The organism is Parachitinimonas caeni (assembly GCF_030129945.1).
GTDB lineage: Bacteria > Pseudomonadota > Gammaproteobacteria > Burkholderiales > Chitinimonadaceae > Parachitinimonas > Parachitinimonas caeni.
The window spans coordinates 1-23,274 of sequence record NZ_JARRAF010000049.1; the positions used below are offsets into that span (position 1 = coordinate 1).

The 23,274-nt window shown below is 58.7% G+C and carries 24 protein-coding genes; 9 read left to right on the forward strand and 15 right to left on the reverse strand.

Annotation, left to right across the window (positions count from 1 at the left end):
• Window positions 1-218: 218 nt before the first annotated feature.
• Window positions 219-746, forward strand: a complete 528-nt coding sequence (locus PZA18_RS22005) for a GNAT family N-acetyltransferase (protein WP_284103047.1) — start codon at window positions 219-221, stop codon at window positions 744-746.
• A 22-nt stretch (window positions 747-768) separates the two neighbouring features.
• Here the strand turns inward: PZA18_RS22005 and PZA18_RS22010 are convergent, their stop codons facing one another.
• The 10 genes from PZA18_RS22010 to glpD all read right to left on the reverse strand — a co-directional run bounded on the left by PZA18_RS22010 (window position 769) and on the right by glpD (window position 10,896).
• On the reverse strand, window positions 769-1,128 hold the full coding sequence (locus tag PZA18_RS22010) for a hypothetical protein (RefSeq protein ID WP_284103048.1): 360 nt from the start codon (window positions 1,126-1,128) through the stop codon (window positions 769-771).
• Window positions 1,121-1,444: a hypothetical protein gene (locus tag PZA18_RS22015; protein WP_284103049.1), complete on the reverse strand. Its 324-nt coding sequence runs from the start codon at window positions 1,442-1,444 to the stop codon at window positions 1,121-1,123. Before PZA18_RS22015 ends, PZA18_RS22010 begins: the two co-directional genes overlap by 8 nt.
• A gap of 113 nt (window positions 1,445-1,557) precedes the next feature.
• Window positions 1,558-3,045 (reverse strand): glycerol kinase GlpK, encoded by a 1,488-nt coding sequence (gene glpK, locus PZA18_RS22020; RefSeq protein WP_284103050.1) that lies wholly within the window; start codon window positions 3,043-3,045, stop codon window positions 1,558-1,560.
• A 181-nt stretch (window positions 3,046-3,226) separates the two neighbouring features.
• Window positions 3,227-4,951, reverse strand: a complete 1,725-nt coding sequence (locus PZA18_RS22025; protein ID WP_308447445.1) for an ABC transporter substrate-binding protein — start codon at window positions 4,949-4,951, stop codon at window positions 3,227-3,229.
• A gap of 156 nt (window positions 4,952-5,107) precedes the next feature.
• The gene (locus PZA18_RS22030) at window positions 5,108-5,380 is read right to left on the reverse strand and encodes a DUF2160 domain-containing protein (RefSeq protein WP_308447446.1); all 273 of its coding nucleotides are present in this window, start codon (window positions 5,378-5,380) and stop codon (window positions 5,108-5,110) included.
• A gap of 24 nt (window positions 5,381-5,404) precedes the next feature.
• On the reverse strand, window positions 5,405-6,202 hold the full coding sequence (locus PZA18_RS22035) for a carbohydrate ABC transporter permease (RefSeq protein ID WP_284103051.1): 798 nt from the start codon (window positions 6,200-6,202) through the stop codon (window positions 5,405-5,407).
• Between the two features lie 3 nt (window positions 6,203-6,205).
• On the reverse strand, window positions 6,206-7,081 hold the full coding sequence (locus PZA18_RS22040; RefSeq protein ID WP_284103052.1) for a carbohydrate ABC transporter permease: 876 nt from the start codon (window positions 7,079-7,081) through the stop codon (window positions 6,206-6,208).
• Window positions 7,082-7,089: 8 nt separating this feature from the next.
• Window positions 7,090-8,157 carry an ABC transporter ATP-binding protein gene (locus PZA18_RS22045; protein ID WP_284103053.1) on the reverse strand — a complete coding sequence of 356 codons (1,068 nt, stop codon included), beginning with the start codon at window positions 8,155-8,157 and terminating at the stop codon, window positions 7,090-7,092.
• An 11-nt stretch (window positions 8,158-8,168) separates the two neighbouring features.
• Window positions 8,169-9,260, reverse strand: coding sequence for an ABC transporter ATP-binding protein (locus PZA18_RS22050; RefSeq protein WP_284103054.1), 1,092 nt, complete (start codon window positions 9,258-9,260; stop codon window positions 8,169-8,171).
• Window positions 9,261-9,405: 145 nt separating this feature from the next.
• Window positions 9,406-10,896, reverse strand: a complete 1,491-nt coding sequence (glpD, locus tag PZA18_RS22055; RefSeq protein ID WP_284103055.1) for a glycerol-3-phosphate dehydrogenase — start codon at window positions 10,894-10,896, stop codon at window positions 9,406-9,408.
• A 444-nt stretch (window positions 10,897-11,340) separates the two neighbouring features.
• Between glpD and PZA18_RS22060 the strand changes: the two genes are divergently transcribed.
• Entirely contained in the window at window positions 11,341-12,111 is a 771-nt protein-coding gene (locus PZA18_RS22060; protein WP_284103056.1) for a DeoR/GlpR family DNA-binding transcription regulator, read from the forward strand.
• Here PZA18_RS22060 and PZA18_RS22065 read toward each other — a convergent pair.
• On the reverse strand, window positions 12,108-12,638 hold the full coding sequence (locus PZA18_RS22065) for a hypothetical protein (RefSeq protein ID WP_284103057.1): 531 nt from the start codon (window positions 12,636-12,638) through the stop codon (window positions 12,108-12,110). The genes PZA18_RS22060 and PZA18_RS22065 overlap by 4 nt on opposite strands.
• 416 nt (window positions 12,639-13,054) lie before the next feature.
• On the opposite strand from PZA18_RS22065, the gene PZA18_RS22070 reads away from it, so the two are divergent.
• The gene (locus PZA18_RS22070; RefSeq protein ID WP_284103058.1) at window positions 13,055-13,678 is read left to right on the forward strand and encodes an acyl-homoserine-lactone synthase; all 624 of its coding nucleotides are present in this window, start codon (window positions 13,055-13,057) and stop codon (window positions 13,676-13,678) included.
• A 44-nt stretch (window positions 13,679-13,722) separates the two neighbouring features.
• Here PZA18_RS22070 and PZA18_RS22075 read toward each other — a convergent pair whose 3' ends face one another.
• Window positions 13,723-14,490, reverse strand: coding sequence for an SDR family NAD(P)-dependent oxidoreductase (locus PZA18_RS22075; RefSeq protein ID WP_284103059.1), 768 nt, complete (start codon window positions 14,488-14,490; stop codon window positions 13,723-13,725).
• Between the two features lie 107 nt (window positions 14,491-14,597).
• On the opposite strand from PZA18_RS22075, the gene PZA18_RS22080 reads away from it, so the two are divergent.
• The 3 genes from PZA18_RS22080 to PZA18_RS22090 all read left to right on the forward strand — a co-directional run bounded on the left by PZA18_RS22080 (window position 14,598) and on the right by PZA18_RS22090 (window position 16,370).
• Window positions 14,598-14,939, forward strand: coding sequence for a winged helix-turn-helix transcriptional regulator (locus tag PZA18_RS22080; RefSeq protein WP_284103060.1), 342 nt, complete (start codon window positions 14,598-14,600; stop codon window positions 14,937-14,939).
• 72 nt (window positions 14,940-15,011) lie between these two features.
• Complete coding sequence (locus tag PZA18_RS22085) at window positions 15,012-15,563, forward strand: prolyl hydroxylase family protein (RefSeq protein WP_284103061.1); 552 nt, start codon at window positions 15,012-15,014, stop codon at window positions 15,561-15,563.
• A 93-nt stretch (window positions 15,564-15,656) separates the two neighbouring features.
• Entirely contained in the window at window positions 15,657-16,370 is a 714-nt protein-coding gene (locus PZA18_RS22090) for a substrate-binding periplasmic protein (RefSeq protein ID WP_284103062.1), read from the forward strand.
• Window positions 16,371-16,835: 465 nt separating this feature from the next.
• Here the strand turns inward: PZA18_RS22090 and PZA18_RS22095 are convergent, their stop codons facing one another.
• Window positions 16,836-18,449: a methyl-accepting chemotaxis protein gene (locus PZA18_RS22095; RefSeq protein WP_284103063.1), complete on the reverse strand. Its 1,614-nt coding sequence runs from the start codon at window positions 18,447-18,449 to the stop codon at window positions 16,836-16,838.
• Between the two features lie 558 nt (window positions 18,450-19,007).
• On the opposite strand from PZA18_RS22095, the gene PZA18_RS22100 reads away from it, so the two are divergent.
• Window positions 19,008-19,835 (forward strand): ferritin family protein, encoded by an 828-nt coding sequence (locus PZA18_RS22100; RefSeq protein ID WP_284103064.1) that lies wholly within the window; start codon window positions 19,008-19,010, stop codon window positions 19,833-19,835.
• Window positions 19,836-19,880: 45 nt separating this feature from the next.
• Here PZA18_RS22100 and PZA18_RS22105 read toward each other — a convergent pair whose 3' ends face one another.
• The gene (locus PZA18_RS22105; protein ID WP_284103065.1) at window positions 19,881-20,342 is read right to left on the reverse strand and encodes a flavodoxin family protein; all 462 of its coding nucleotides are present in this window, start codon (window positions 20,340-20,342) and stop codon (window positions 19,881-19,883) included.
• A gap of 1 nt (window position 20,343) precedes the next feature.
• Window positions 20,344-22,050, reverse strand: coding sequence for a GNAT family N-acetyltransferase (locus tag PZA18_RS22110; RefSeq protein ID WP_284103066.1), 1,707 nt, complete (start codon window positions 22,048-22,050; stop codon window positions 20,344-20,346).
• Between the two features lie 151 nt (window positions 22,051-22,201).
• Here PZA18_RS22110 and PZA18_RS22115 point away from each other — a divergent pair, with 151 nt between their 5' ends.
• Together PZA18_RS22115 and PZA18_RS22120 are read left to right on the forward strand one after the other, a co-directional pair.
• Complete coding sequence (locus tag PZA18_RS22115) at window positions 22,202-22,657, forward strand: ABZJ_00895 family protein (protein WP_284103068.1); 456 nt, start codon at window positions 22,202-22,204, stop codon at window positions 22,655-22,657.
• Between the two features lie 432 nt (window positions 22,658-23,089).
• On the forward strand, window positions 23,090-23,274 hold a 185-nt coding region (locus PZA18_RS22120; protein ID WP_284103069.1), incomplete at its 3' end, for a hypothetical protein.

Here is a 23,274-nt window from a genome sequence, read left to right on the forward strand (position 1 = left end):
GGGGCATGGCGTCGTTAGCGTTCGCTTATTTAGCTCGCTAAACTGCACTCACCCTGCCTCGCCCTGCCCCAAAACTCGGCCCGGCGCGACCGGAAACAAAACGTCAACAGAGCCTAATCCCTGATTGCTTGGTCTGATGAGGCGACCGGCAGCTTGCCTGTGTCGGGACTATCCTTACCATTACGCCTCAGCTCAACCTCTGAAAGATACGGATTGCCATGAATGCCCCGCTTACCATCCAGATTCTTGATGTTTCCCATGCTCAGGTTTATCGCCAGCTGATGCTGCAGGCCTATGCCTTGCATCCCGACTCGTTTACCTCAACGGCCGCCGAGCGGGAATCTTTGCCCCTTGATTGGTGGCGCGCCCGGCTGGCGCCCGAAGCGCAGGCGGGTGAGCGCGTGATTGGTGCCTGGGTGGGCGGTGAGCTGGTCGGGGTGGTCGGGGTGTCGTTTGAACGGCGCGAGAAGACACGCCATAAGGCGGCTTTGTTCGGTATGTATGTCGATGCGCGGTTCCGTCAGCAGGGCCTGGGCGAAAAACTGGTGCTGGCGGTCATCGAAGCGGCACGCCAGCGGGGCGGCGTCAGGTTGATTCAGCTGACGGTGAGCAACGGCAATATCGCCGCTTACCGCCTATACGAGCGATGTGGCTTCCGCCCCTGGGGGCTGGAGCCGTATGCGGTACGGCAGGGCGATCAGTTCATCGACAAGATGCATATGTGGCGGGAGCTGGACGGCGCGTGAGTATTTTTAGCAGGTTGTGGCGCTAATCGAAGTCGAGCCCGCCATCGCCGGTCGAGACATCATGAGTGTCTGACGAGTGAAGCTGATCGTGGCGTTGATCGAGGCCGGTCTGCAAGGTGCTGACTGTCCCTGCCAGCAAAAGGAAAGCTTCTAGCGGAATGAAAAGGCGCCCCGCGCGGCGGGAGGGGAGCAATGCCGCCAGTATCAAGCCCCAGCCCAGAATCGGCAGACACCAGATCAGTAGGAGCTGTGCCCGTTTCTGCCACGGGTCGAACAGCTCGCTATGCAGTACCAAGTAGCTCAGTCGGGCGCCGATCAGCCCATAAGCGGTGAGCAAAACGAGCGCGAATGCCGGGACCAGCCATTGTCCAAGTTCAGTCATATCCCGTCTCCATCTGATCGCGGCTGGATGAATGGCCGGATGGACTGGTGTCCCGCCCATTCACCCGAGGAAAGACATCCAGGCGTTCGTTGATTTCGTCTTCCTGCCGGGCAAATCGGATATCCCATCGGTCATCCTGCCGCCATGGTAATGCCGCGGCCACCAGAAACCAGCTCAGAAAGGGAAGGAGCCAGATCAGCGGTAGCTGTATGGCTTTCTGTCCCCTTGTGAGGGTGGGGCTGCCGATGAGCCGATAACTCAAATACGTGGCAGGCAGCAAATAGGCGCCGGCCAGCAGCCCTGCAAACACCCACATCAAAATACTCAATGTACCTCCCGACTGGCGAAATTTTCACCATTTGCCGCCAGCTTAACTGACCGCTGGTTGGGTTAGATGGCCGCCGGTCGGGATGCGTCTGAGCGTGGCAATCAGCCGCGCCAGTTCTGCACGCGGGCCACGGCGGAGCGCCACTTGCTGCGTCGGGCGGCGGCTTCGTCGCGGCTGATGCCGGGCTCGAACACACGGTCCATCTGCCACTGGCTGGCCAAGGCTTCAACGCTGGCGTAGACGCCAACCGCGAGCCCAGCCAGCAAGGCAGCGCCCAGCGCCGTGGTTTCGAGTACCTTGGGCCGGACAACCGGCACGCCCAGCAGGTCGGCCTGGAATTGCAGCAGCAGATTATTGGCGGCGGCGCCACCATCGGCCCTCAGTTCGGCCAGAGGTTGGCCCGCGTCAGCCTGCATGGCTTCGAGCAGATCGGCCGACTGGAAAGCAATGCCTTCGAGCGCCGCCCGGGCGATGTGGGCCTGCGTGGTGCCGCGTGACAGGCCGAGCATGCCACCGCAGGCGTGTGGGTCCCAGTGTGGCGCACCCAGGCCGGTAAAGGCGGGAACGAAGTAGACGCCACCGCTGTCCGGCACCGACGCTGCCAACGGTTCGACGGCGGACGAGTTGGGGACGAGGCCCAAGCCGTCACGCAGCCATTGCACCACGGCACCCCCAACAAACACGCTGCCTTCCAGTGCATAACGGGGCTTGCCGTCGCCACTGGCGGCCACGGTGGTGAGTAGGCCGTGTTCCGATGGCATGGCGGTGTCGCCGGTTTGCAGCAGCATGAAACAGCCGGTGCCATAGGTGTTCTTGGCCATGCCGGGGCGGTGGCAAGCCTGGCCGAACAGGGCCGACTGCTGGTCGCCGGCAATGCCGCCGATTTCGATGGCTGCCCCCAGCACGGATGGCTCGGTTTTGCCATGACAGCCACTCGACGCGACGATGGTCGGTAAAACCGAGCGTGGAATATTGAACAAGGCCAGCATGTCATCATCCCACAGCTGGCTGTGGATATTGAACATCAGGGTGCGGGCCGCATTGCTCGGATCGGTGATGTGCAGACGGCCACCGGTGAGGTTCCAGATCAGCCAGCTGTCGATGGTGCCGAAGGCCAATTCACCGGCTTCGGCGCGCTGACGTGAGCCCGGAATATGGTCGAGCAGCCAGGCCAGTTTCGGGCCGGAAAAGTAGGAATCGAGCAGCAGGCCGGTGCGGGCGCGCACCTGGGGTTCATGGCCGGCATCGGCCAGCTGCTTGCATAAATCGGCGGTTCGGCGGTCTTGCCAGACGATGGCGTTGGCCAGTGGCTCGCCGGTTTTGCGGTCCCACAGCACGGTGGTTTCGCGCTGATTGGTGATGCCGATGGCAGCCAGCTGGCTGGGCTGAATACCAGCTTTTTCGATGGCCAGTCGGGCGGTGGCAAGCTGGCTTTGCCAGATGTCCTGGGGCTGATGTTCGACCCAGCCGGGCTGTGGAAAAAGTTGTGGAAATTCTTGCTGGGCACTGGCAACCAGACGGCCATTTTCATCAAAAACGATGGCGCGGGAGCTGGTGGTACCCTGGTCTAGGGCTAATACGAAGGACATGGCAAAGCCTCGAAAGGGTAGAGAAGCGGGCGACATGCCCGGTCATTTAACACTGGCCAGATGCGACTTCAGCCACACAGCGCACCCGAGCGGATGTGTTGTGTGGCTGAAATGGTCGGTCAGGCCCTTGCAAGTCATGTATTCGGCACGGTGTTGCCACTGTGCCGAATAGCTGCAGCACTTAGCGCACGCGACCTTCCTTCCATGCCTTCAGCAACTGCTCGTAAGGCACGGTTTCGCCCTTGGGCTTCTCGTTGGCGAGTTTGGGCCAGGGGGCGCCACCTTTGGCCATCCACTGCTTCGGATCGGTTTCGGGGTTGAGCTTGGGCGCACAGGCCTTCATGCCGGCGCGCTGCAGGCGCGACATCACGCCGTCCATTTCCTTGGCCAGATTGTCCATGGCGCCTTGCGGGGTTTGCTCGCCAGTGACTGCCGTTGCCACGTTCTTCCACCACAGCTGGGCCAGCTTGGGGTAGTCAGGCACGTTGGTACCGGTCGGGGTCCACGCCACGCGGGCCGGGCTGCGGTAGAATTCGACGAAACCACCCAGCTTGGGGGCCATGTCGGTCATGGCTTTGCTCTGGATATCCGACTCGCGGATCGGGGTCAGGCCCACCAGTGTCTTCTTCAGCGAAACGGTCTTGGCGGTGACAAACTGGGCATACAGCCAAGCGGCCTGACGGCGTTGCAGCGGGGTGGACTTGAAGAAGGTCCAGCTGCCAACGTCCTGATAGCCGTTCTGCATACCATCTTTCCAGTAAGGGCCATGCGGGCTGGGGGCCATCCGCCACTTTGGTGTGCCATCCTTGTTCACCACAGCCAGACCGGGCTTGTTCATCGACGACGTAAACGCGGTGTACCAGAAAATCTGCTGGGCGACGTTGCCTTGGGCCGGTACCGGGCCGGCTTCAGAGAACGTCATGCCGATTGCCTGTGGCGGTGCGTATTTCTTCATCCAGTCGATGTACTTGGTCAGCGCGTAAACCGCAGCAGGGCTGTTGGTGGCACCGCCACGGCTCATCGAAGCGCCAACCGGTGTGCACTTGTCGTCACCCACGCGAATACCCCATTCATCTACCGGCTGGCCGTTGGGGATGCCCTTGTCGGCCGTACCGGCCATCGACAACCAGGCATCGGTAAAGCGCCAGCCCAAGCTTGGGTCTTTCTTGCCGTAGTCCATGTGGCCATAGACCTTCACGCCGTCGATTTCCTTTACATCGTTGGTGAAGAAGTTGGCGATGTCTTCATAGGCTGACCAGTTGACCGGCACGCCCAGTTCATAACCGTACTTGTCCTTGAATTTCTTTTTCAGGTCGGCCCGGTCGAACCAGTCGGCACGGAACCAGTACAGATTGGCGAACTGCTGATCGGGCAGCTGATAGAGCTTGCCGTCGGGAGCGGTAGTGAAGCGGGTGCCGATGAAGTCTTTCAGGTCCAGGGTCGGGCTGGTGAATTCCTTGCCTTCGCCGGCCATGAAATCGGTCAGCGGAACGATCTGGCCATAGCGGTAGTGGGTGCCGATCAGGTCGGAATCGGAGATCCAGCCGTCGTAGATGTTCTTGCCAGACTGCATCTGGGTCTGCAGCTTTTCAACGACATCACCTTCCTGAATCAGATCGTGATTGACCTTGATGCCGGTGATTTCCGTGAACGCTTTTGCCAGTGTCTTCGATTCATAGGAGTGGGTGTCGATGGTTTCGGACACCACGTTGATTTCGGTGATGCCGGCTTTCTTCAGCTTGTCGGCAGCAGCGATAAACCATTTCATTTCTTCGAGTTGCTGCTGCTTCGTCAAGGTGCTGGGCTGGAACTCACTGTCTACCCATTTCTGTGCCTCGGCTGGGCCTGCAAAGGCCATTGGCGCCGCAAAGGCGCAGGCAACTGCCAATACCATCTTCTTGACCACGGCTTGTCTCCTGTTTTGGATTGCCTTCTCTCCCTGCAACGCTAGCCGGAAGGCACAGCCAGCGCTTGGATATTCGTTTTGGAAACCGTCGGCAAAATCGCTGTGCGCTTTGGATGGACGATGTCCTGTAGGTGTCCCCAGTGATGCGGACAGGGCCTAGCCCCAGCGCATGACAATCAGCAGCACGGTAAACGCAATGGCGGTGCCGTACCACTGATTCATGTCAGTGAGGCCGGTCCAGGCCAGGCTGATGTACGCGGCACTGAGCAAGCCCAGGAACAGTCGATCACCCCGGGTGGTGACGAGCGGCAGAAAGCCGCGACGGGGAATACTGGGGCTGACAATCTGCCAGATCGTCATGCCAAGCAGCATCACGCCGACTGCGCTGAAAAAGTACGCCACCGTGGGCGTCCAGGCCATCCATTCCATGTTTTGTCTCCTTTGGTGATGGGCTTAAACGCGGCCCATCGCAAACCCTTTGGCGATGTAGTTGCGAACAAACCAGATCACCAGCGCACCCGGCACGATGGTCAGCACGCCGGCGGCCGCCAGTACGCCCCAGTCCATGCCGGCGGCACTGACGGTACGGGTCATGATGGCGACAATCGGCTTGGCGTTGACCGAGGTCAGTGTGCGGGCCAGTAACAGCTCCACCCAACTGAACATGAAGCAGAAGAAGGCGGTGACGCCAATACCAGCCCCAATCAGCGGAATGAAGATGCGGAGAAAGAAACGAGGAAAGCTATAGCCGTCGATATAGGCGGTTTCATCTATCTCGCGAGGAATGCCTGACATGAAGCCTTCCAGAATCCACACCGCCAGTGGCACATTGAACAGCATATGGGCCATGGCAACGGCAATGTGCGTATCGAACAAGCCGACGCTGGAATACAGCTGGAAGAAGGGCAGCAGAAACACGGCCGGTGGACTCATGCGGTTGGTCAGCAGCCAGAAGAACAGATGTTTGTCGCCCAGAAACTGATAGCGCGAGAACGCATATGCGGCAGGCAGCGCCACCGCCACCGACAGCACGGTATTGATACCTACATAGATCAGCGAGTTGATATAGCCGCCATACCAGGCCGGATCGGTGAGGATGGTACGGAAGTTGGCGAAAGTCAGCTGATGTGGCCACAGACTGAAGACGCCGGTGATTTCCTCGTTGGTCTTGAGCGACATGTTCAGCATCCAGTAGATCGGCAGGATGGCGAACACAAGATAGAGCACGAGGCCGAAGTAACGTTTTTTCATGGCTCAGCCTTTCTGGTCGGCCGACTGGCTTTGCTGCAACAGGGTGTAGAACACGAAGCAGGCCAGCAGGATGATAAGGAAGTACACCAGCGAGAATGCCGCTGCCGGGCCCAGATCGAACTGGCCGACAGCTTTTTGCGTCAGGTACTGGCTGAGGAAGGTGGTGGCATTGCCGGGGCCGCCGCCAGTGAGCACAAAAGGCTCGGTGTAGATCATGAAGCTGTCCATGAAGCGCAGCAGCAGGCCGATCAGCAGTACTCCCCGCATCTTGGGCAGCTGGATGTAGCGGAACACGGCCCAGCGCGAGGCGCCATCAATTCGCGCTGCCTGGTAGTACGCTTCGGGAATCGCCCGCAGGCCAGCGAATGCCAACAGGGCGATCAGCGGCGTCCAGTGCCAGACATCCATGACCACGACAGTCAGCCAGGCGTGTAGCGAATTCGACGCGTAGTTGTACTCTGTTCCAAGGGCATGCAAGGCCACGCCACCCAGGCCAATATCGGTGCGGCCATAGATCTGCCAGATGGTACCGACGACGTTTTGCGGAATCAGCAGCGGCATCGCCAGCAGAACCAGTGCCAGCGACGAGCGCCAGCCCGCTGCCGGTAATGCCAGCGCCAGCATGATGCCCAGCGGAATCTCGATGGCCAGCACGGTGGCTGAAAAGATGATCTGCCGCAGCAAGGCACCATGCAGCTCGGGGTCGCGCAGCACGGTTTTGAACCATTCGGTACCCACAAACACTTTCTGTTCCGGGCTCAGAATGTCCTGCACCGAATAGTTGACCACCGTCATCAGCGGGATCACTGCCGAAAACGCCACGCACAAGACCACTGGTAACACCAGCAGCCAGGCTTTGTTATTGATGGGTTTCATCATTCCTCCCCTTAAGCTACACGCCGGCCATCGGCATAGAACATGGTGCGGGCGGGTGTAAAGCCCAGCCGGACCCGGTCGCTGTTCACGCTGGCGTGCTCACCCAGCTTGATCTTGATGGTCTGCCCCGCCAGTTGCGCGGTCAGCAGTTTGACGGTGCCGAGGTCTTCCAGCCGCAGTACTTCCGCATCCAGCGTCGGGCCGTCTTCGGCCAGCTGGATGAATTCGGGCCGGATACCCAGCGTCAGGGGCTGGCCGATGCTGGCCAGCTTGCCCGCCAGGGCGCTGTCGATGGGCAGGGTTTGCGTACCCAGCCGGATGCTTTGTCCTTCCAGCTGGCAGGGCAGCAGATTCATGCCAGGGCTGCCGATGAAGTGGCCGACAAAGGTATGGGCGGGGGTTTCAAACAGGTCTTGCGGCGTACCCATCTGCACGACCTGACCTTCGTACATAACCACGACCTGATCGGCAAAGGTCAGCGCTTCGATCTGATCGTGCGTAACGTAGATCAGGGACAGCTTGAGTTGTTGATGAATGCGCTTGAGCTGGCGTCGCAACAGCCATTTGACGTGCGGGTCGATCACGGTCAGCGGCTCGTCAAACAGCACGGCAGCCACGTCTTTGCGCACCAGACCGCGACCGAGCGAAATGATCTGCTTCTCTTCAGCCGAAAGACCGGCGGCGCGGCGCTTCAGATCGCCGGTCAGATCCAGGATCTCGGCGATTTCCTGTACCCGGCTCTTCACCTCAGGCTCGCGCAGCTTGCGATTGCGCAGCGGGAAGGCAAGGTTATCGAACACGGTCATGGTGTCGTAGATCACCGGAAACTGGAAAACCTGGGCGATATTGCGTTGCTCGGTCGGCAGCCGGGTGACATCGCAGCCGTCAAACAGTACCTGACCCTCGCTGGGAATCAGCAGGCCGGAAATGATATTCAGCAGCGTGGTTTTGCCACAGCCGGACGGGCCAAGCAGCGCATAGGCGCCACCGTCCTGCCAGGTCATCGTCTGGGGCTGGAGTGAATAGTCGGCGTTGCCAGGATATTTGTGGCCGAGTCCGACCAGTTCGATCTTTGCCATGGTCGTTCTCCTCAGGCAGTGCGGCTGGGCGAACCCGCCAGCTTGCCCTGATTGTCGAAAGCAAACACTTCCCGTGGGTCGATGTAGAGCGTCAGTGTGCTGCCGGGCTCGAATTCATTGACGCCAGCCAGCTGCGATACCCAGTCACTACGCCCGTGGCGTACATGCAGATAGGTATCGGAGCCACTGATTTCGGCCAGTTCGACCTCGCAGGGTAGGGCCACATCACTGTTGGAACGTGGTGCCAGCCGCAGATGGCTCGGGCGAATGCCGAGCGAGTATTGGCCGGTGGGCAGATTGGTCAGATGCGGGGCCAGCGGAATGCTCAGATCGCTGTCGAGGTGGACTTCCCGGGCATCGCCCCGCACCGTGGCCGGGAACAGATTCATCGGTGGATCGCTGAATACCTGAGCGACGCGGCGGGTCGCCGGGTGATGAAAGACATCCAGTGTCGGTGCGAACTGTAGCAGTCGGCCTTCATCCAGAACGGCGGTGTAGCCGCCCAGCAGCAGGGCTTCCTGCGGTTCGGTGGTGGCGTAGACCACGGTGGTCTGGCTATCGGCGAACAGGTCTTTCAGCTCGGCGCGCAATTCTTCGCGCAATTTGTAGTCGAGGTTGACCAGCGGCTCGTCCAGCAGCAAAAGCGGTGCCTGCTTGACCATGGCCCGCGCCATGGCGGTACGTTGCTGCTGTCCGCCGGATAAGGCGCCGGGCAGGCGGTCGAGCAGGTGGGCGATGTGCAGTTTCTCTGCCATGGCCTGAACCCGCTGCTTGATGTCGGTCTCCGATAACCCGCCCGCCAGCCGCAGCGGCGAGGCGATGTTCTCGAATACGCTGAATGCCGGGTAATTGACGAATTGCTGGTACACCATCGCCAGTTTGCGCTGACGCACCGACACGCCAGTGACATCACGGCCATCGGCAATGACCTTGCCTTGCGTCGGGCGGTCGAGCCCCGCCATCAGGCGCATCAGGGTGGTTTTGCCGGCACGGGTCTGGCCGAGCAATACATTGATCTTGCCGGGCTGCAGGGTCAGGTCGAGCGGGTGGATATGTGTCTCGGCACCGACCTGCTTGCTGATCCCTTCGAGTTGAAGCTGCATGCTGTGTCTCCCTCGGTGCGCCCGCTTCGCCCGGAGCACCGTCTGGGTTTGACTGGGGCAAACGATGCCCTGCAATCAAACAACGATTATGTTTTTCGACCGATAGAGTAATCGGTTTCTTTCGATTTTGTCAGCTTTGCAACATTCAGGCACCTCTGAACGTGCTCAGCCAGGCATCCAGTTTCGATGCGGCATCTGCCGGCAAGCGCAGGCCCAGCTTGGAGCGCCGCCACAGGATGTCCTCGGCTTTGCGGGCAAATTCCGCTTCAACCAGATAGCGGAGTTCTGCCTCAAACAGGCCCGGCACCACTTCGGTGCCCAGATCACTCAAGTCGCGCCGGCCTTCGAGAATCCGGCTGCTGCGACTGCCATAAGTGCGCGCCAGGCGCTGTGCCATACCGGCGGGTAGCCACGGGTAGTCGGTTTCGAGCTGTTCGATGTAAGGGGTGATGTCCACCGGCAGATCTCCCCCAGGCAATGCCGCGCTGGCGGTCCAGGCGCCACGGCCTGGCTTGAGCAAGCCCTGCAGACGATCTGCCGCTTCTTCGGCCAGTTTGCGGAAAGTGGTGATCTTGCCGCCGAACACCGATAGCAGGGGTGCACCTGTCTGGTCGAGTACTAGCTCGTAGTCGCGAGTGACGCTGGCGGCATTCGATGACTCGTCATCCAGCAGCGGGCGCACGCCGGAGTAGGTCCACACCACATCGGCGGGGATAACGGCGCGGGTGAAGTAACGGCTTGCCATGTCGCACAGATAGGCGGTTTCGTCGGCATCAATCGCGACTTTGGCCGGGTCGCCGGTGTACTCGACGTCGGTCGTGCCGATCAGGGTGAAGTCCTGCTCGAACGGGATGGCAAAGATGATGCGCTTGTCCGGGTTCTGAAAGATGTAGGCGTAGGGATGGTCGTACAGGCGTTTGACCACGATATGGCTGCCCTTGACCAGCCGTACCTTGCGTTTGGCTTCGACTTGCGCGGTTTCAAGAAAGCTGCCCACCCAGGGACCGGCGGCGTTGACCAGGGCTTTGGCATGCACCTGCCGGGTCTGGCCAGAATCGTCGGACAGGTCGATCAGCCAGCCTTGGGCCTGCCTTTCGGCGCGGGTGACGGCGGTGCGGGTGAGCACGGTGGCGCCCCGTTCCTGTGCATCCATCGCGCACAGGGTCACCAGACGTGCGTCCTGCACCCAGCCGTCCGAGTAGATGAAACCGGTATGAAAATGTGGCCGCAATGGGCCGCCGGCCACATGCTTCTTCAGGCTGACGCCTCGGGAGCCGGGCAGAATTTCACGGCGGGCCAGATGGTCATACAGAAACATGCCGGCGCGGATCAGCCAGGCGGGGCGCAGATGGCTGTCGTGCGGCATCACGAAGCGCAGGGGCCACATGATATGGGGGGCTGATTTCAGCAGGACTTCGCGCTCTTGCAGGGCCTTTCTGACCAAGCCGAATTCGTAGTATTCGAGATAGCGCAAGCCGCCGTGGATCAGCTTGGTGCTGCTGGACGAAGTGTGCTGGGCCAGATCGTCCTTTTCGCAAAGCAACACCGAATACCCCCGGCCTGCCAAGTCCCGCGCAATACCGGCACCGTTGATGCCACCCCCTACTACTACTACGTCGTATTCCTTTGTATCCACGGTCAGGTTTCCTCTTGTTGCCGATGCAACGGTCTGTTGCACGGCGCGAATGTGATTGTATTTGTTTGAAACAATACACTCGAATATTCGTTATGTGTAGTTATTGGTTCGTTTTGGATTGTTTGGATTGACGCAACGAATGCCGCTTCAAGCGAGCGGCGTGAGGATTTTCCTAGTGTTTATAGGTTAAAAGACTGAAATATCAAAATGAAACCACTGCTAATCGATTTCGCGGGTGGGTCTGCATATTGTGTTCGTTTTCTATTAAATTGAGCGCTTGCTAGAACAAAATCGCGCAAAACGGCGGGTTTGATGTCATAAAAAGAATGGTGCTATGGTCCGCGCTGCTGGCATGGCCGCATGCCGGCAGTCGAGCCGAGTGAGGATTGATCTGGCAGGCTGGCTATGCTCAGAACGGGTGGTTGGATTGATGCAGGAGACGCAGTGAACCCAAGACAGAATGAATTACTGGAGCTGGTGCGCCAGCGTGGCTTCGTGTCGGTCGATGAGTTGGCCAGCCACTTTGGCGTGACGATGCAGACGATACGGCGCGATGTGGCGCAACTGGACGAAGAGAAACTGGTGCAGCGGTATCACGGCGGGGTGGGTTTGCCGTCCAGCGTGCAGAACATCGCCTATCCGCAGCGACAGGTGCTGAATATTGATGCCAAGCGGCGCATTGCCGAACTGGTGGCGCGGGAGCTGCCCGACGGCAAGTCGTTGTTCATCAACCTCGGCACGACGACCGAGGAAGTCGCCAAGGCGCTACAGCATCACCGTGATTTGCATGTGGTGACCAACAATCTGAATGTGGCGATGACGCTGACGGCCAATCCCGATTGCGAGGTGATCGTGGCCGGGGGTGTGGTAAGGCCGCGTGACCGTGGCGTGGTAGGAGAGGCGACCATCGACTTTATCCGGCAGTTTCGGGTCGATATCGGCATTATCGGTATTTCCAGCATCGAGCCGGATGGCAGCCTGCGCGACTTTGACTACAAGGAAGTCAAAGTCGCGCAGACCATTATCGAGCAGTCCCGCCAGGTCTGGCTGGTGGCAGACCAGACCAAATTCAACCGCGAAGCCATGGTGCGGCTGGGCCATCTGAGCCAGGTGCATTGCTTGTTTACCGATGCCACTCCTCCCGAGCATCTGGCCGCTGCCTTACGCGAAGCCGGCACCAAAGTGTTTGTGGCCGATGAAGAGACCGCCGCTTAGCCCTCGCCGCCTTCCTGCTCGACTCCCCAGGGGAATGGGCTGTTGGTGACGCTGACCCACGACGGGTCCTGGCTGTTGGGAATCTGTGCCAGAAAGTAGCCGGGGAAGGCCACGCTCTGAATGTAGAGTGGCTGTTGCCCCAGGTAGATCGGCAAATTAGGTGTCAGATTGTCATCGACGTACAGCTGCCATTCATACTGGATGTCTTCGCCGCCGATATTGGCCCACTGGGCGAAATCCGTTGGCGGAGTGCTGATGGCGAGCCACAGATGCACCGTAACCGAGATCTTGATATAGAGGTTCTGGCCGGTCACGATCAGGCCGGAGTCTGCGCCGGCTGGATCGGAGAACCACAGATCCTTGGCCGTTGGATAGATGATCGCCTGCTTGGCCATGAAGGCGCCGCCACCTTGCCATGACAAGAAGTTGCTGTTGGCAGGGTTTTGCAGGGTGTAATAGGTTTCAAGCGCCAGTTGAGGGGCTGAGTTACCGATACGAGCGGCAGTGCTGGAGAGGATTTGTGTCATCGTCGTTTTCCTGGTTGGACTTGCGTAGGCTCTGCTGACGTTTTGTTTCCGGTCGCGCCGGATTGGGGCCTGCTACCGCGTTGACTGCCAGGTTGTTGGCTTGCAGCGCAAGCCTTACCGCCTATGCGCCCAGACGGGAAACTGCGTGGCTTGGCTCACTAAGCGGCGCTTTTCGCCTTGCATCGGGCCCGAATCCGGCGAAACACAACCCGAAAACAAAACATCAACAGAGCCCGGCAAGGCGCCCGGATAGCCTGTACACGCTAAACCTACGATTGCCGACCGGCACCTGTCATTATTGACAGTTACCCTGTGTGTCTACCCCATCGAATATCGCTTGCCTGCCTGGCAATTGGCCTGTGCGCAGGGGGATAAACGATCACAGCAAAACAAGACAAACCGGATGGGTGGTTGCCATGCAAATGGTCTCGGGTTCTCAGAAGGGCTTGCCAGAACCGCTGTTGCGGGCGATTGGCCAATATCGGCGGCAGATCTTCGTCGAGCAGCTTGGATGGCCCCTGACCTGCCATGACGGCATGGAAGCCGACCAGTTCGACCGGCCGGATACGCTCTACATCGCAGCGCATAACGAGCAAGGGGCCGTGCAAGGCTGTGCGCGTCTGCTGCCGACTACTAGCCCCTATCTGCTGGCGGATGTCTTCCCTGAATTACTGGATGGCGCAATACCCCCTTGTTCGCCCGCAATATGGGAACTATCACGCTTCGCCGCATCCAGCCCCTCTGCTCAGGGCGCTTTGCGGCAGTTCTCCGCCTCGTTCACCGTGCAGCTCTTACGTACCGCGATAACCTGTGCCAGGGAGCAAGGCGCGGAATGGCTGATCTCGGTTTCTCCGGCAGGAATCGAGCGCCTGTTGCGCCATGGCGGCGTGCCGGCCATGCGGGCTGGCCCGGTTCGCCAGATCAATGGGCATCAGCTGTTTGCCTGCTGGATCGCCTGCCAGCACCGTGCGACTGCGTCGGCTGCGGCTGGCATTCCCTTTGTGGCGAGTGATGCCGGAATGATCGCCGCTGAAAGCTGATCACTCCACCATCCATTCAGGGGCGGCTTGCGCCGCCCGCCCGCTCAGTTGCGGCCGGCCATCACACCGCCATCGACATCCCAGACTGCCCCGGTCACCCATTTTGCTTCGTAGCTCAGCAGGAACATGATGGTGGTGGCGACGTCGTCGGCGCTGCCAATGCGGCCAATCGGATGAAAGCTGTTGAACGAGGATAGCGTGGCATCCAGCTCTGTCGGGTCGATGAAGGCCTCGTAAATGGGGGTTCGGACCACGGCGGGCGACACCGCATTCACCCGGATGTTATGGTCGGCCAGTTCCATCGCCAGGTGCTGGGTCAAGGCGTGCAGACCTGCCTTGGCCATGGAATACGCCGACGAAGGCGTCGCCTTGATAGCTTGTTTGGCCCACATCGAGCCGACATTCACAATGGCACCTCCCCCATTGGCGGCCATATTCCGGGCTGCGGCCTGGGTAATGAAAAAGCTGGCCCGATTCAGATCAAGATAGGTGTTGTAATCGTTGGCCGTGTGCTCAAGAAATGGTGTCGGTTTGAAATAACCCGCAGCATTTACCAGAAATCTAATTGGCTGTGAGAAGTTGCCGGCAAAATCAACGACACGTTGAATATCTGCCTCGTGATATAAATTCGCTTGAATGGTTTCGATCTGGCCAAATCTAGATAACTCCGATTGAGCGGTTTTGAGTTTTTCCATAGAACTGCCAACAATTACCACCGGTATATTCGATTCAAGCAGGCGTTTTGCTGTGGCATAACCTATTCCACTTGAGCCGCCAATAATCAGGGCATAAGATTGGTTAAATGGCTTCATGGTGTAAATCCTTTTGCTGTTCAAAATGTGCCGCCAGCTTATCGGTGGGTATTCACAGCGAAAAGTAGGTACAATTTGGTAACCTGCTTACTTTTTGGTACGAATTAATGCGTAGCAAAGAAAAAATATTTTCCAGAAGACTGGCGCCCGAGCGCAGCGCCCGCATGGTTGAGACCATCTACGGTTGCAAGTGGTCGTTGACGGTTTATCGCTTGCTGGCCAATGACATCAACCGCCCGGGCGAGATGGTACGCAGCGTCGAAGGCTTGACAACCAAGGTGCTTAACGAGTGCCTGCGCAAGAATATCGAATTCGGCATTATCGAGCGGGTTGCCTTTAACGAGGTGCCACCACGGGTTGAATACGTGATTACGCCATTTGGCCAAAAATTCGTTCGAATTCTCGATGAATTAGAGAAATTGCAGGATGAAATTACCAGCGATATATAAGACGTCCGTGTCGCCTGCGAAAAGCTGAATATGCCTATAAAATGCAGGCGCAGCTAAAAGTCTGGGTGCTTGATGATTTATAAGTTTATTCCCGGCGTATTCTCACCACAGGAGTGCCTGGCGATAATTGAGCAGGCCGAAGCGGCCGGCTTGTCTGCCGCATCGGTGGCGTTTTCTAGCGGCGCGCAGGTGGATGCGCGCATACGCAACAATGATCGCGTGAATTTTACCGATACACAGCTGCTGGCGACCTGGTGGCAGCGCTTGCAGGCCCAGTTGCCGGTTGTGTCGACCTGGGGCATTACGGCAGGGTTGAACCCTGCCTTGCGCGTCTATCGTTACCTGCCGGGCCAGAGATTCAAGGCCCATAAAGACGGCGTGGTTCACCTTCCAGATGGCAGCCAGACCCGGCTTACCGCCTTGCTGTATCTAAACGATGTGGCGGCAGGCGGTGAAACGCTGCTGCTGCCGGAAGGTCCTGCATCGGCCGTCTCTGTTCCCATTCCCCCGCAGTGTGGTGCGGTGTTGCTGTTTGAGCACCGGTGCTGGCACGAAGGGGCGACTCTGCAATCTGGCCGCAAGTATGTACTGCGGACAGATGTCATTTATTCAAACTCTATATAAGCAGTTGATTAAAGAGAAAAAACGGTTGTTTGGTCTATAGTCTTAAGACGATGGATTCAGACAGAGGTTGTTGTGCGGCAAGTGGCAAAGTGGATGTTGTGGGCGTGCGTGTTTGGCGGCGGCCTCTGTCAGGCGGCCGATGAGTTGCGTCTGGTAACCACGCTGACACCGGAACAGCGCGCATTTCATCTGGGAAACTCCGTGCTGATCGAGGCTTGCAGGCGTGCCGGATTACAGCTGCGCCTGCAGGACTCGTTACCGGATGGCAGAGCGCAGGCCATGCTCGAAGCTGGCACCGTGGATGGCGATCTGGCGCGAGATCTGGCTTTCTCGCGCCAGCTGCCGCAGGCCATTCGCATCGAACCGGCTTATGCTCAAGACCACTATCTGGCTATCGGGCTCGCGCATGCGCCGCGTGCGGATAATTGGGCGGCTTTAAGTGATCGCCGGATTGCTTATTTACGCGATGCAAAGTTCGTTACAGAAAATACCCGCCATATTGCATTCAGGCGGCAGGTGAATGACTACCATAGCTGTTTGAATTTGATTTTGAATGGCAAGGTAGATGTCTGCATTGCTGCGGAAAATAGTATTTCCAATTTTCTCGATCAGGCCGAATATAAGCACCAATTAAATAGATTAGGGATATTGGCCAGCGTGGACGTGTACCTGTTTCTCGCGCCAAACCGACAAGCCCTGGCCGATCGCCTGCGCAATCAGCTGGCGGTGATGCAGGCATTGGGTGAATTCGAGAAGTTCCGACAGGCCGCCCTCTCGCAGGATTGCCTGCATTGCCTGCCCGAATAAGCGCTGTTCTGGCGCCGACTTAAGCAAAGCGTCGGCAGAGTTTGGTACGGGTGTTGGGATCGGCTGCTTGCGGTCGGATTCCTGTTTGTGGTTGCTGCGTGCGGCACTTTCCGGTTTTCCCTCCTTTTTTGATTTTTTATCGCTATTGGGCCGCTTGGGCCGCTTGGGCAGATAGGGGTGGGGTATTGAGGGGGTAATCATGCTATTTCGTTATGTGGTACGTAATATGATATGGCATGTATTGGTACGCAAAAGATACCAATGCGGCACCACTTGCTTGTAGAGAATCGCATGAAAAATTGGTTAGTCATTTGATTTGAAATGATTTTCGTAGAAATGCGATCAGGGTGTGTGGGTGGCGCAGGCAAAGAAAAGCCCACCGTGCAGGTGGGCGGGTTGGTTAATGAGCAGGCCGGTGAGCTTGATGCGTTTCTCTCCGGTAGGCCCTTTCGCCTGCGGTGGAGTCTAGAAATCGAACTGATGGCAGGCAACGGTGAGTTGGTTGACCGAGGCATTGACCAAGGCTGCGGCATCTGCACACTGCTTGGCTAAATCCATGCTCTGTTCGGAAAGCTCGGCCAGCTGGGCCACGCTGACCGCCAGCGTCTCGCTGCCTCGTGCTTGTTCTTGCAGCGTGCGGGCAATGTCGGCAACGGCGGACTTCACGGCAACCGCGCCATGGTGGATGTCTTCAATATTGCTGCCTGCTGCATCCGCCAGGCCCACCCCGTCGGCGGCCAGATTCGATGCGGACATGATGACGCTGACGGCGCCGGTCACATTGCTCTGGATCTGGCCAACGCGATTGGTGATCTCAATGGTGGAGTTGCTGGTGCGCTCGGCCAGTTTGCGCACTTCATCGGCAACAACGGCGAATCCGCGCCCTTGCTCGCCAGCGCGCGCTGCTTCAATCGCGGCATTCAGGGCGAGCAAGTTGGTCTGGTCGGCAATTTCCTTGATCACATTCACAATTTCGGTAATCTGCTTTGACTGATCGGAAAGCTGCTGAACCGAATGGGCGGCCGTCTGCAGGATGTCGGAAATCTGTTTGACCCCCCAAGATAAAGCCCGCACCGTGCCCACACCTTCATCGGTCTGCAGGCAGGCACGGCTAGCGGTGCTTTCGACGGTGAAAGCGGTTTCCCAGATGACTTGAATGCTGGTCGAGAGCTGCTCGATGCTCGCGGCCATTTCCATCGTTGCCGAGCCTTGCTGGGATGAGCGGGTGGCCGACTGGTGCGATACCCCATTGACCTGATCGGCCGCCGCACGCAGCGCATCCGCTTCGGCCGTCAAGCCTTGAATGATGTCGCGCCATTTCTGGTTGAGCTGGATGACGCTTTCCATCAGGCTGGCCGCAGGCAGCTTGCGGTAAAGGGTGGGGCTGAGGTCGCCCTGGGCCATTTTCTGCAGTGCGCGACGTGCGCGTTCTGGCTCGGCGCCAATCTGCAAATAAACACTGCGGCCGATGATCCAGCCCACTGCCAGCATCAATCCGGCACCAATCCAGGTAGATGCCAACATCACCAGCAGGCCGTTACGGGCGCTGATGCGCGCCTCGTCCCGCACTTGATTGGCGGCGGCCTCAATGGTGTCGCTGACCTTCTCGTTCTTGCCTTCGAGCTCTTTGAAAAGGGCCAGAAACGCTGGCAGAGCTTGGCGTGCCACATCCGGTTGTTCAAAAGCCTGGGCAACCAGTTGTTGTGCCTGGTTGCCGTATTGGGCTACCAGCGGCTTCACGTCATCAATCGCTTGCTGAGCGGCCGGGTTGTCCACAGCGTGGCGGGCGTCATCAAGTGCCTTGATGAAAGTTTTGGCGTGCTCTGCCGTGTCTGCCGTCACTTCGGCTTTGGCCGCAGGGTTACTGCTGTTGTAGAGCGCATTGAGCACATCGGCCCGCAGGGCGTCGTGCATCATGTCGCTCAGCATCTGATTTCGGACAGCCTCAACACTATTGACCAGCTTTTCACTGCTGGAGCCCTGGTTGTGCGTTTCCAGCCAACCAATTCCACCTATAACCAGGCTGGTGACAATGCCAAGGCCCACCAGCATCCCCAGTCGAGATTTCAGTCTTTTCATGTTGCATCCCTCGGCGTGGCCGGTTATCCGGCTTGGTTCGAAACAGCAGGTGCTGACTGCCGTAATGGGTTGAACCTCCTGATTGCCGGTTGATGCCCAAGTGCTTGGGTTTCCGGCATTGTTCTGGTCCCGCCGCCTTCTGGGCCGGGTTGCGGCTGCTGCGTGGCCCGGACAATTCAGCATAGACGTTGTGAAATATCCGGCCGTGCATTTTTCTATAGCAGATGGCCCCGCTCTTGGCAGACCGATGCCAGCTTGGGTGTTGCGCTGTCTGGCGCGGCCAGGGGAAGTGCCGAATGCGCAGGGTGGCAATGGGCTTCTGAGCCGCTACGGGCTATGGCACCATTCGCCTGCCCGCTGGACTGGTGCGGTCAAACCGTCACAAAACCCCAAACCTGATTGCGTTAAGCTGCGCACTGCAAGGGTGGGGCCGAATGACTCGGGGGCAATCTGGACGATGCGGCGCGGCCAGAAAATGCAGCATCAACAGAGCCTAGTGCAAGCCGTGCTGGCTGCCATTGAAATGGCCAGATTCGATACCGACAAAGGGAGAGCGCGATGTTGTACACAGAATTGTTTCACTCGCTGGAATCAGCCCGCTGGAACATGGCGAGCGATATTCCGTGGGACCAGTACGATGCCAGCCGTCTGAGCGATGAGCAGGCGATGACGATCAAGATGAATGCCATCACCGAGTGGGCAGCCCTGCCCGCAACCGAGATGTTCCTGCGCGACAATCGCGATGACTCCGATTTCTCGGCCTTCATGTCGATCTGGTTTTTCGAGGAGCAAAAACACGCCCTGGTGCTGATGGAGTATCTGAAGCGTTTCCGGCCTGATCTGCTGCCGCGAGAGGAAGAACTGCACGCGGTACGGTTTGAGTTTGACCCGGCCCCGCCGCTGGAAACGTTGATGCTGCACTTCTGCGGTGAGATCCGCCTGACCCAGTGGTACCGCCGTGCGGCGGACTGGCATACCGAGCCGGTGATCCGCCATATCTACGATTTGCTGTCGCGTGACGAAGCACGCCATGCCGGCGCCTATCTGAAGTATATGAAGCGGGCGATTGGCCGGTTTGGCGACAATGCCCGTGCGGCCTTTGCCAAGCTGGGGGTGCTCATGGCGGCGTCGTCGCGTTCACGCAAACCGCTGCACCCCACCAATCTGCACGTTTCAAAAGAGCACTTTCCCAACGACACGATTCAGTCGCGACTGCCTGATCCGGGCTGGCTGGAGCGCTGGCTGGACGAGCAGATCCAGTTCAATACCGACTGCGAAGCGCGCGTGGTCGGTGGCATCTTGCGCAATCTCTCGAATTTGCTGGAGAAGAAGCTCGAATCGGTGGCCGATCTCAACCGCTATCGCAAGACCTTGCCTGCGGTTTGAACGGCTGCTGCGCCGGCCAATCCGCGAGGCGCTGCGGCAGTGGCATCAGAAAATGCCCAGCGCCACCCCCTCGGCCATGCCGGCCCCCAACGCTTCGGCGGCGGCAAGTTGGTCGGCTGTCGGCTCGCCGATTACCACGAGCGGCGCATCGACCGGCTTGAACGGGTAGCCGCGCACAATGCGCTCGACGGCCGTGACGGCACCACGGCCATCATTGCCCGCTACCACAATCAGCGCATAGGGCAGCCCCTCCACCTGGCCTTGCGCCGGGTAGAAGGTGCGATCGAAAAAGTCCTTGAGCGCGCCAGCCATATAGCCGAATTTTTCTGGCGTAATCATCAGAATCCCGTCGGCAGCCAGCAGATCTTCAACCCCGGCCAGCAAGGCCGGCTTGAAGACGAGTTCCAGACCCGCTACACCGCATGCCCCGCGCCGGGCCGCTTCCGCCAGCGCATAGGCTCGCCCGGTTTCATTCTGGCCGGCGTGGATGATCAACAGACGTTTCATCTCAGCTCGCTGCATTCAGCAGCATGGTGAAGCGGGCGCCGCCGTCGGGCGGATTGTCGAAACCGACTTGCCCCATCATCGCCTCAACTAGCCGCTTCACAATCGACAAGCCCAGGCCGTGGCCTTCGATATCGACAGCATTGTCGTCCAATCGCGAAAACTCCCGGAATAGCTGGCTCTGTGCCGATTCTGGAATGCCTGGGCCATGATCGCGCACCCACAGCTGCACCTGCTTACCCAGGCGGAGGCCGCCAATCTCGATCCGTGGTGGCTTGCCGCCGTATTTGATGGCGTTCGAGAGCAGATTGGCAAACACCTCTTCCAACCACGGCCCATGTGCTTGAACGGCCGGCAGGTCTGGTTCGATGCGGACGGTGGCGCTGGTTTCAACAATGCGGTTGGCCAGCCTTTCGCTGGCTTCGTGGGCAATCAGGCTGGGTTCGCAGCTGGTCAGTTTGGCCGGGTGGTTAAGCCGTTGCTGGCTGAGGCTGAGCAGCGCTTCGATGATCTGATTCATCTTGAGCGAAGTGCGGTAGATGGCGTCTATGGCTTGCTGCCTGGCGGCTTCTGGCATGGCATTGCCGGCCTGCAGCAGGCGGGACATGCCAATCAGCGTGGTCAGAGGAATCTTCAGATCATGGGCTACCGTGCGGGCATAGGCATCCAGCTCGCTGTTCTGCTGGCGCAAGATGACTTCGGCGGCTTGCCTTTGTGCCAATTCATTGCGCACTCGCTCGTCGCGCCGGGCATTGTCGATGACCAAGGCAGCCAGCATGCTAAAGCGCATCCCCAGCGAAACTTCTGCCGGGGTAAACGGACGATCCGGCAGAGTGCGCCCCATAGCCAGCACGCCAATCGACTGGCTGCCGATCCGGATCGGAAAATCTGCCACCCCATGCACCGGGTTGGCGTTATAGATATCGCGCCGACCCGGCCAGGTGCTGTAATCGTCGATCAAGGCTGGCAGCCCGCTATCGAGCGCCCGCCATGACAGCAAAGACTGACCACGCCGCACCCGGTCGCCCAGCACCTGGCTCTGATTACGCGAACAGGCAACGGTGACCAGTTCGTCCCCTTCCAGCAGCATCAATTCCGCCAGCTCGGCTTCGAGAATCTCGCCGGCCCGGTCTACGATCACCTGCAACAGCTCAGAAAAGTCGCGGCGGTCCAGCATGTCCAGCGTCGTACTATGCAGCAGTGCCAGATAGACGGCCTCCGGCGCTTCGTTGCCAGTCATAACGTTGCGTACCTGATCCGTGCCACGCCCAACCGAATCAGACCCCGTATATGCCCCCAGCTGCTTGCGCAGGCTGTAGCGGCTTTGCCCCAGCGGAAAATCGTCGAGCTGGCCGTACACCTCGTAGCCCTGGCGCACATAAAACGGCAGCGATTGAAAACTGAAGGTCTCCAGCGTGGCGTGATGGCAGCCCCGGGCCAGGGCATCAAACTCCGCCTGCTGCAGCAAGGCACTACCCAGGCCCTGACCGCGCGCGGTCTCGGTGACCCAGAAACGCTCAATCAACAGCCAGCCCCAGATGGTGATGGCCAGCAGCCCACCAATCACTTCGCCCTCGGAATTACGCGCGGCCAGACACAGCGGCAGCAGGTCGCGGCTACCCAGACGGCGCAAATTGTAATGAGCCAGGCCGTCGGCGATTCCCTTGGCGGCCTCTGAGGTCGGGTCGATCTGTTCCAGCTTGAATTTCATGGGCTGCCGGCATCCTGAGCGTGGAATTCACTCTTTGATTGTAGTCGAACCCCCTCCTGACGCGCGTCAGCAGAGACGGTGTTTCGCCGAACAGAGGATAATGGCCGCTTCGCTTTGCTCGACCTTGAGGTCGCCATTTCTGGAATAACCCATGCCTGAATCCAAGATCCCGCTTTATAAGTACTCCATGCTGTTTACTGCCGCGTATTTGCTGATATCGCTGCTGGTGCTGCTGGCCGACATCCTGCTGCATTTTCAAGGGGGGATTGGCACCAGCTTTGCCACCCTTGTTGGGGCGGTGCTGCTGGTGATGAACCGCTTTGTCCAGCAACACCAACGCTTGCCCGATTTTCGAGAGCGCTGGGTGCTGGTCGGCCAGTCGCTGATTGGCTGTCTGCTGGCATCGCTGTTGCAGGTGCTGATCTTTGCCAAAGGCTTGGCCAGCCCTGGTCAGATGCAGGAGATCCAGTCCCTACTGGCCGAGGCGACCCTGGCTTACTGGCTGATCAGCCTGATGTGCTTTGCCATCTTGTATCTGCTCAATTTGTACATTGCTTACGGCTGGCTATCCAGCTTGGTCTTCCGCGCCAAAGTCAGCCCGAATTGATGGAATCCGATAGCCCGAATGCACCCTGTGGATATTCGGGCTTCGATAATTGCTTTATCTGGGTAAGCGCTAATTGATTTCTATTGTTTTTATTAATTAAGAATATTTATTCGGCTGCGATTACTTAATTTCAGGTTGGACGCGTTGTCGCCAACGTAACCGTTTTCAGACCCTTGATGGTGCTGGGTGCTGGTTGTAGTCAATTGATTATTATAAAAATAATTTACAAGGCTTAATGGGTTGGCCAAGGGTGATTGGCCTGTCTGGCTTGGCGTCGAGGGTTGCAGCTATTTGGCAATAAGATAAATTGACGATGGCATAAGTTGCTGCTAAGTTCATTGCCCCAGGCAATGCACCTGGCGAGCGATGACTGGCTGGAAATGCTGGATTGTCTATCTTTATCTATACCGAGTCCCACCAAGGATTTGCCCCATGCCGCGCCCCCTCCGCCTCCACACCCCGCTGGGCGATGACGCCCTCCTGTTCCGCTGCATGACCCTGCGCGATGCGCTCTCCACCGTGTTCGAGGCCGAGATCGAAGTCCTGTCGAAGAAACCCGACATCAACTTCGAAGCGCTGCTCGGGCATCCGGTCTCGCTCGACATCGAACTGCAGGA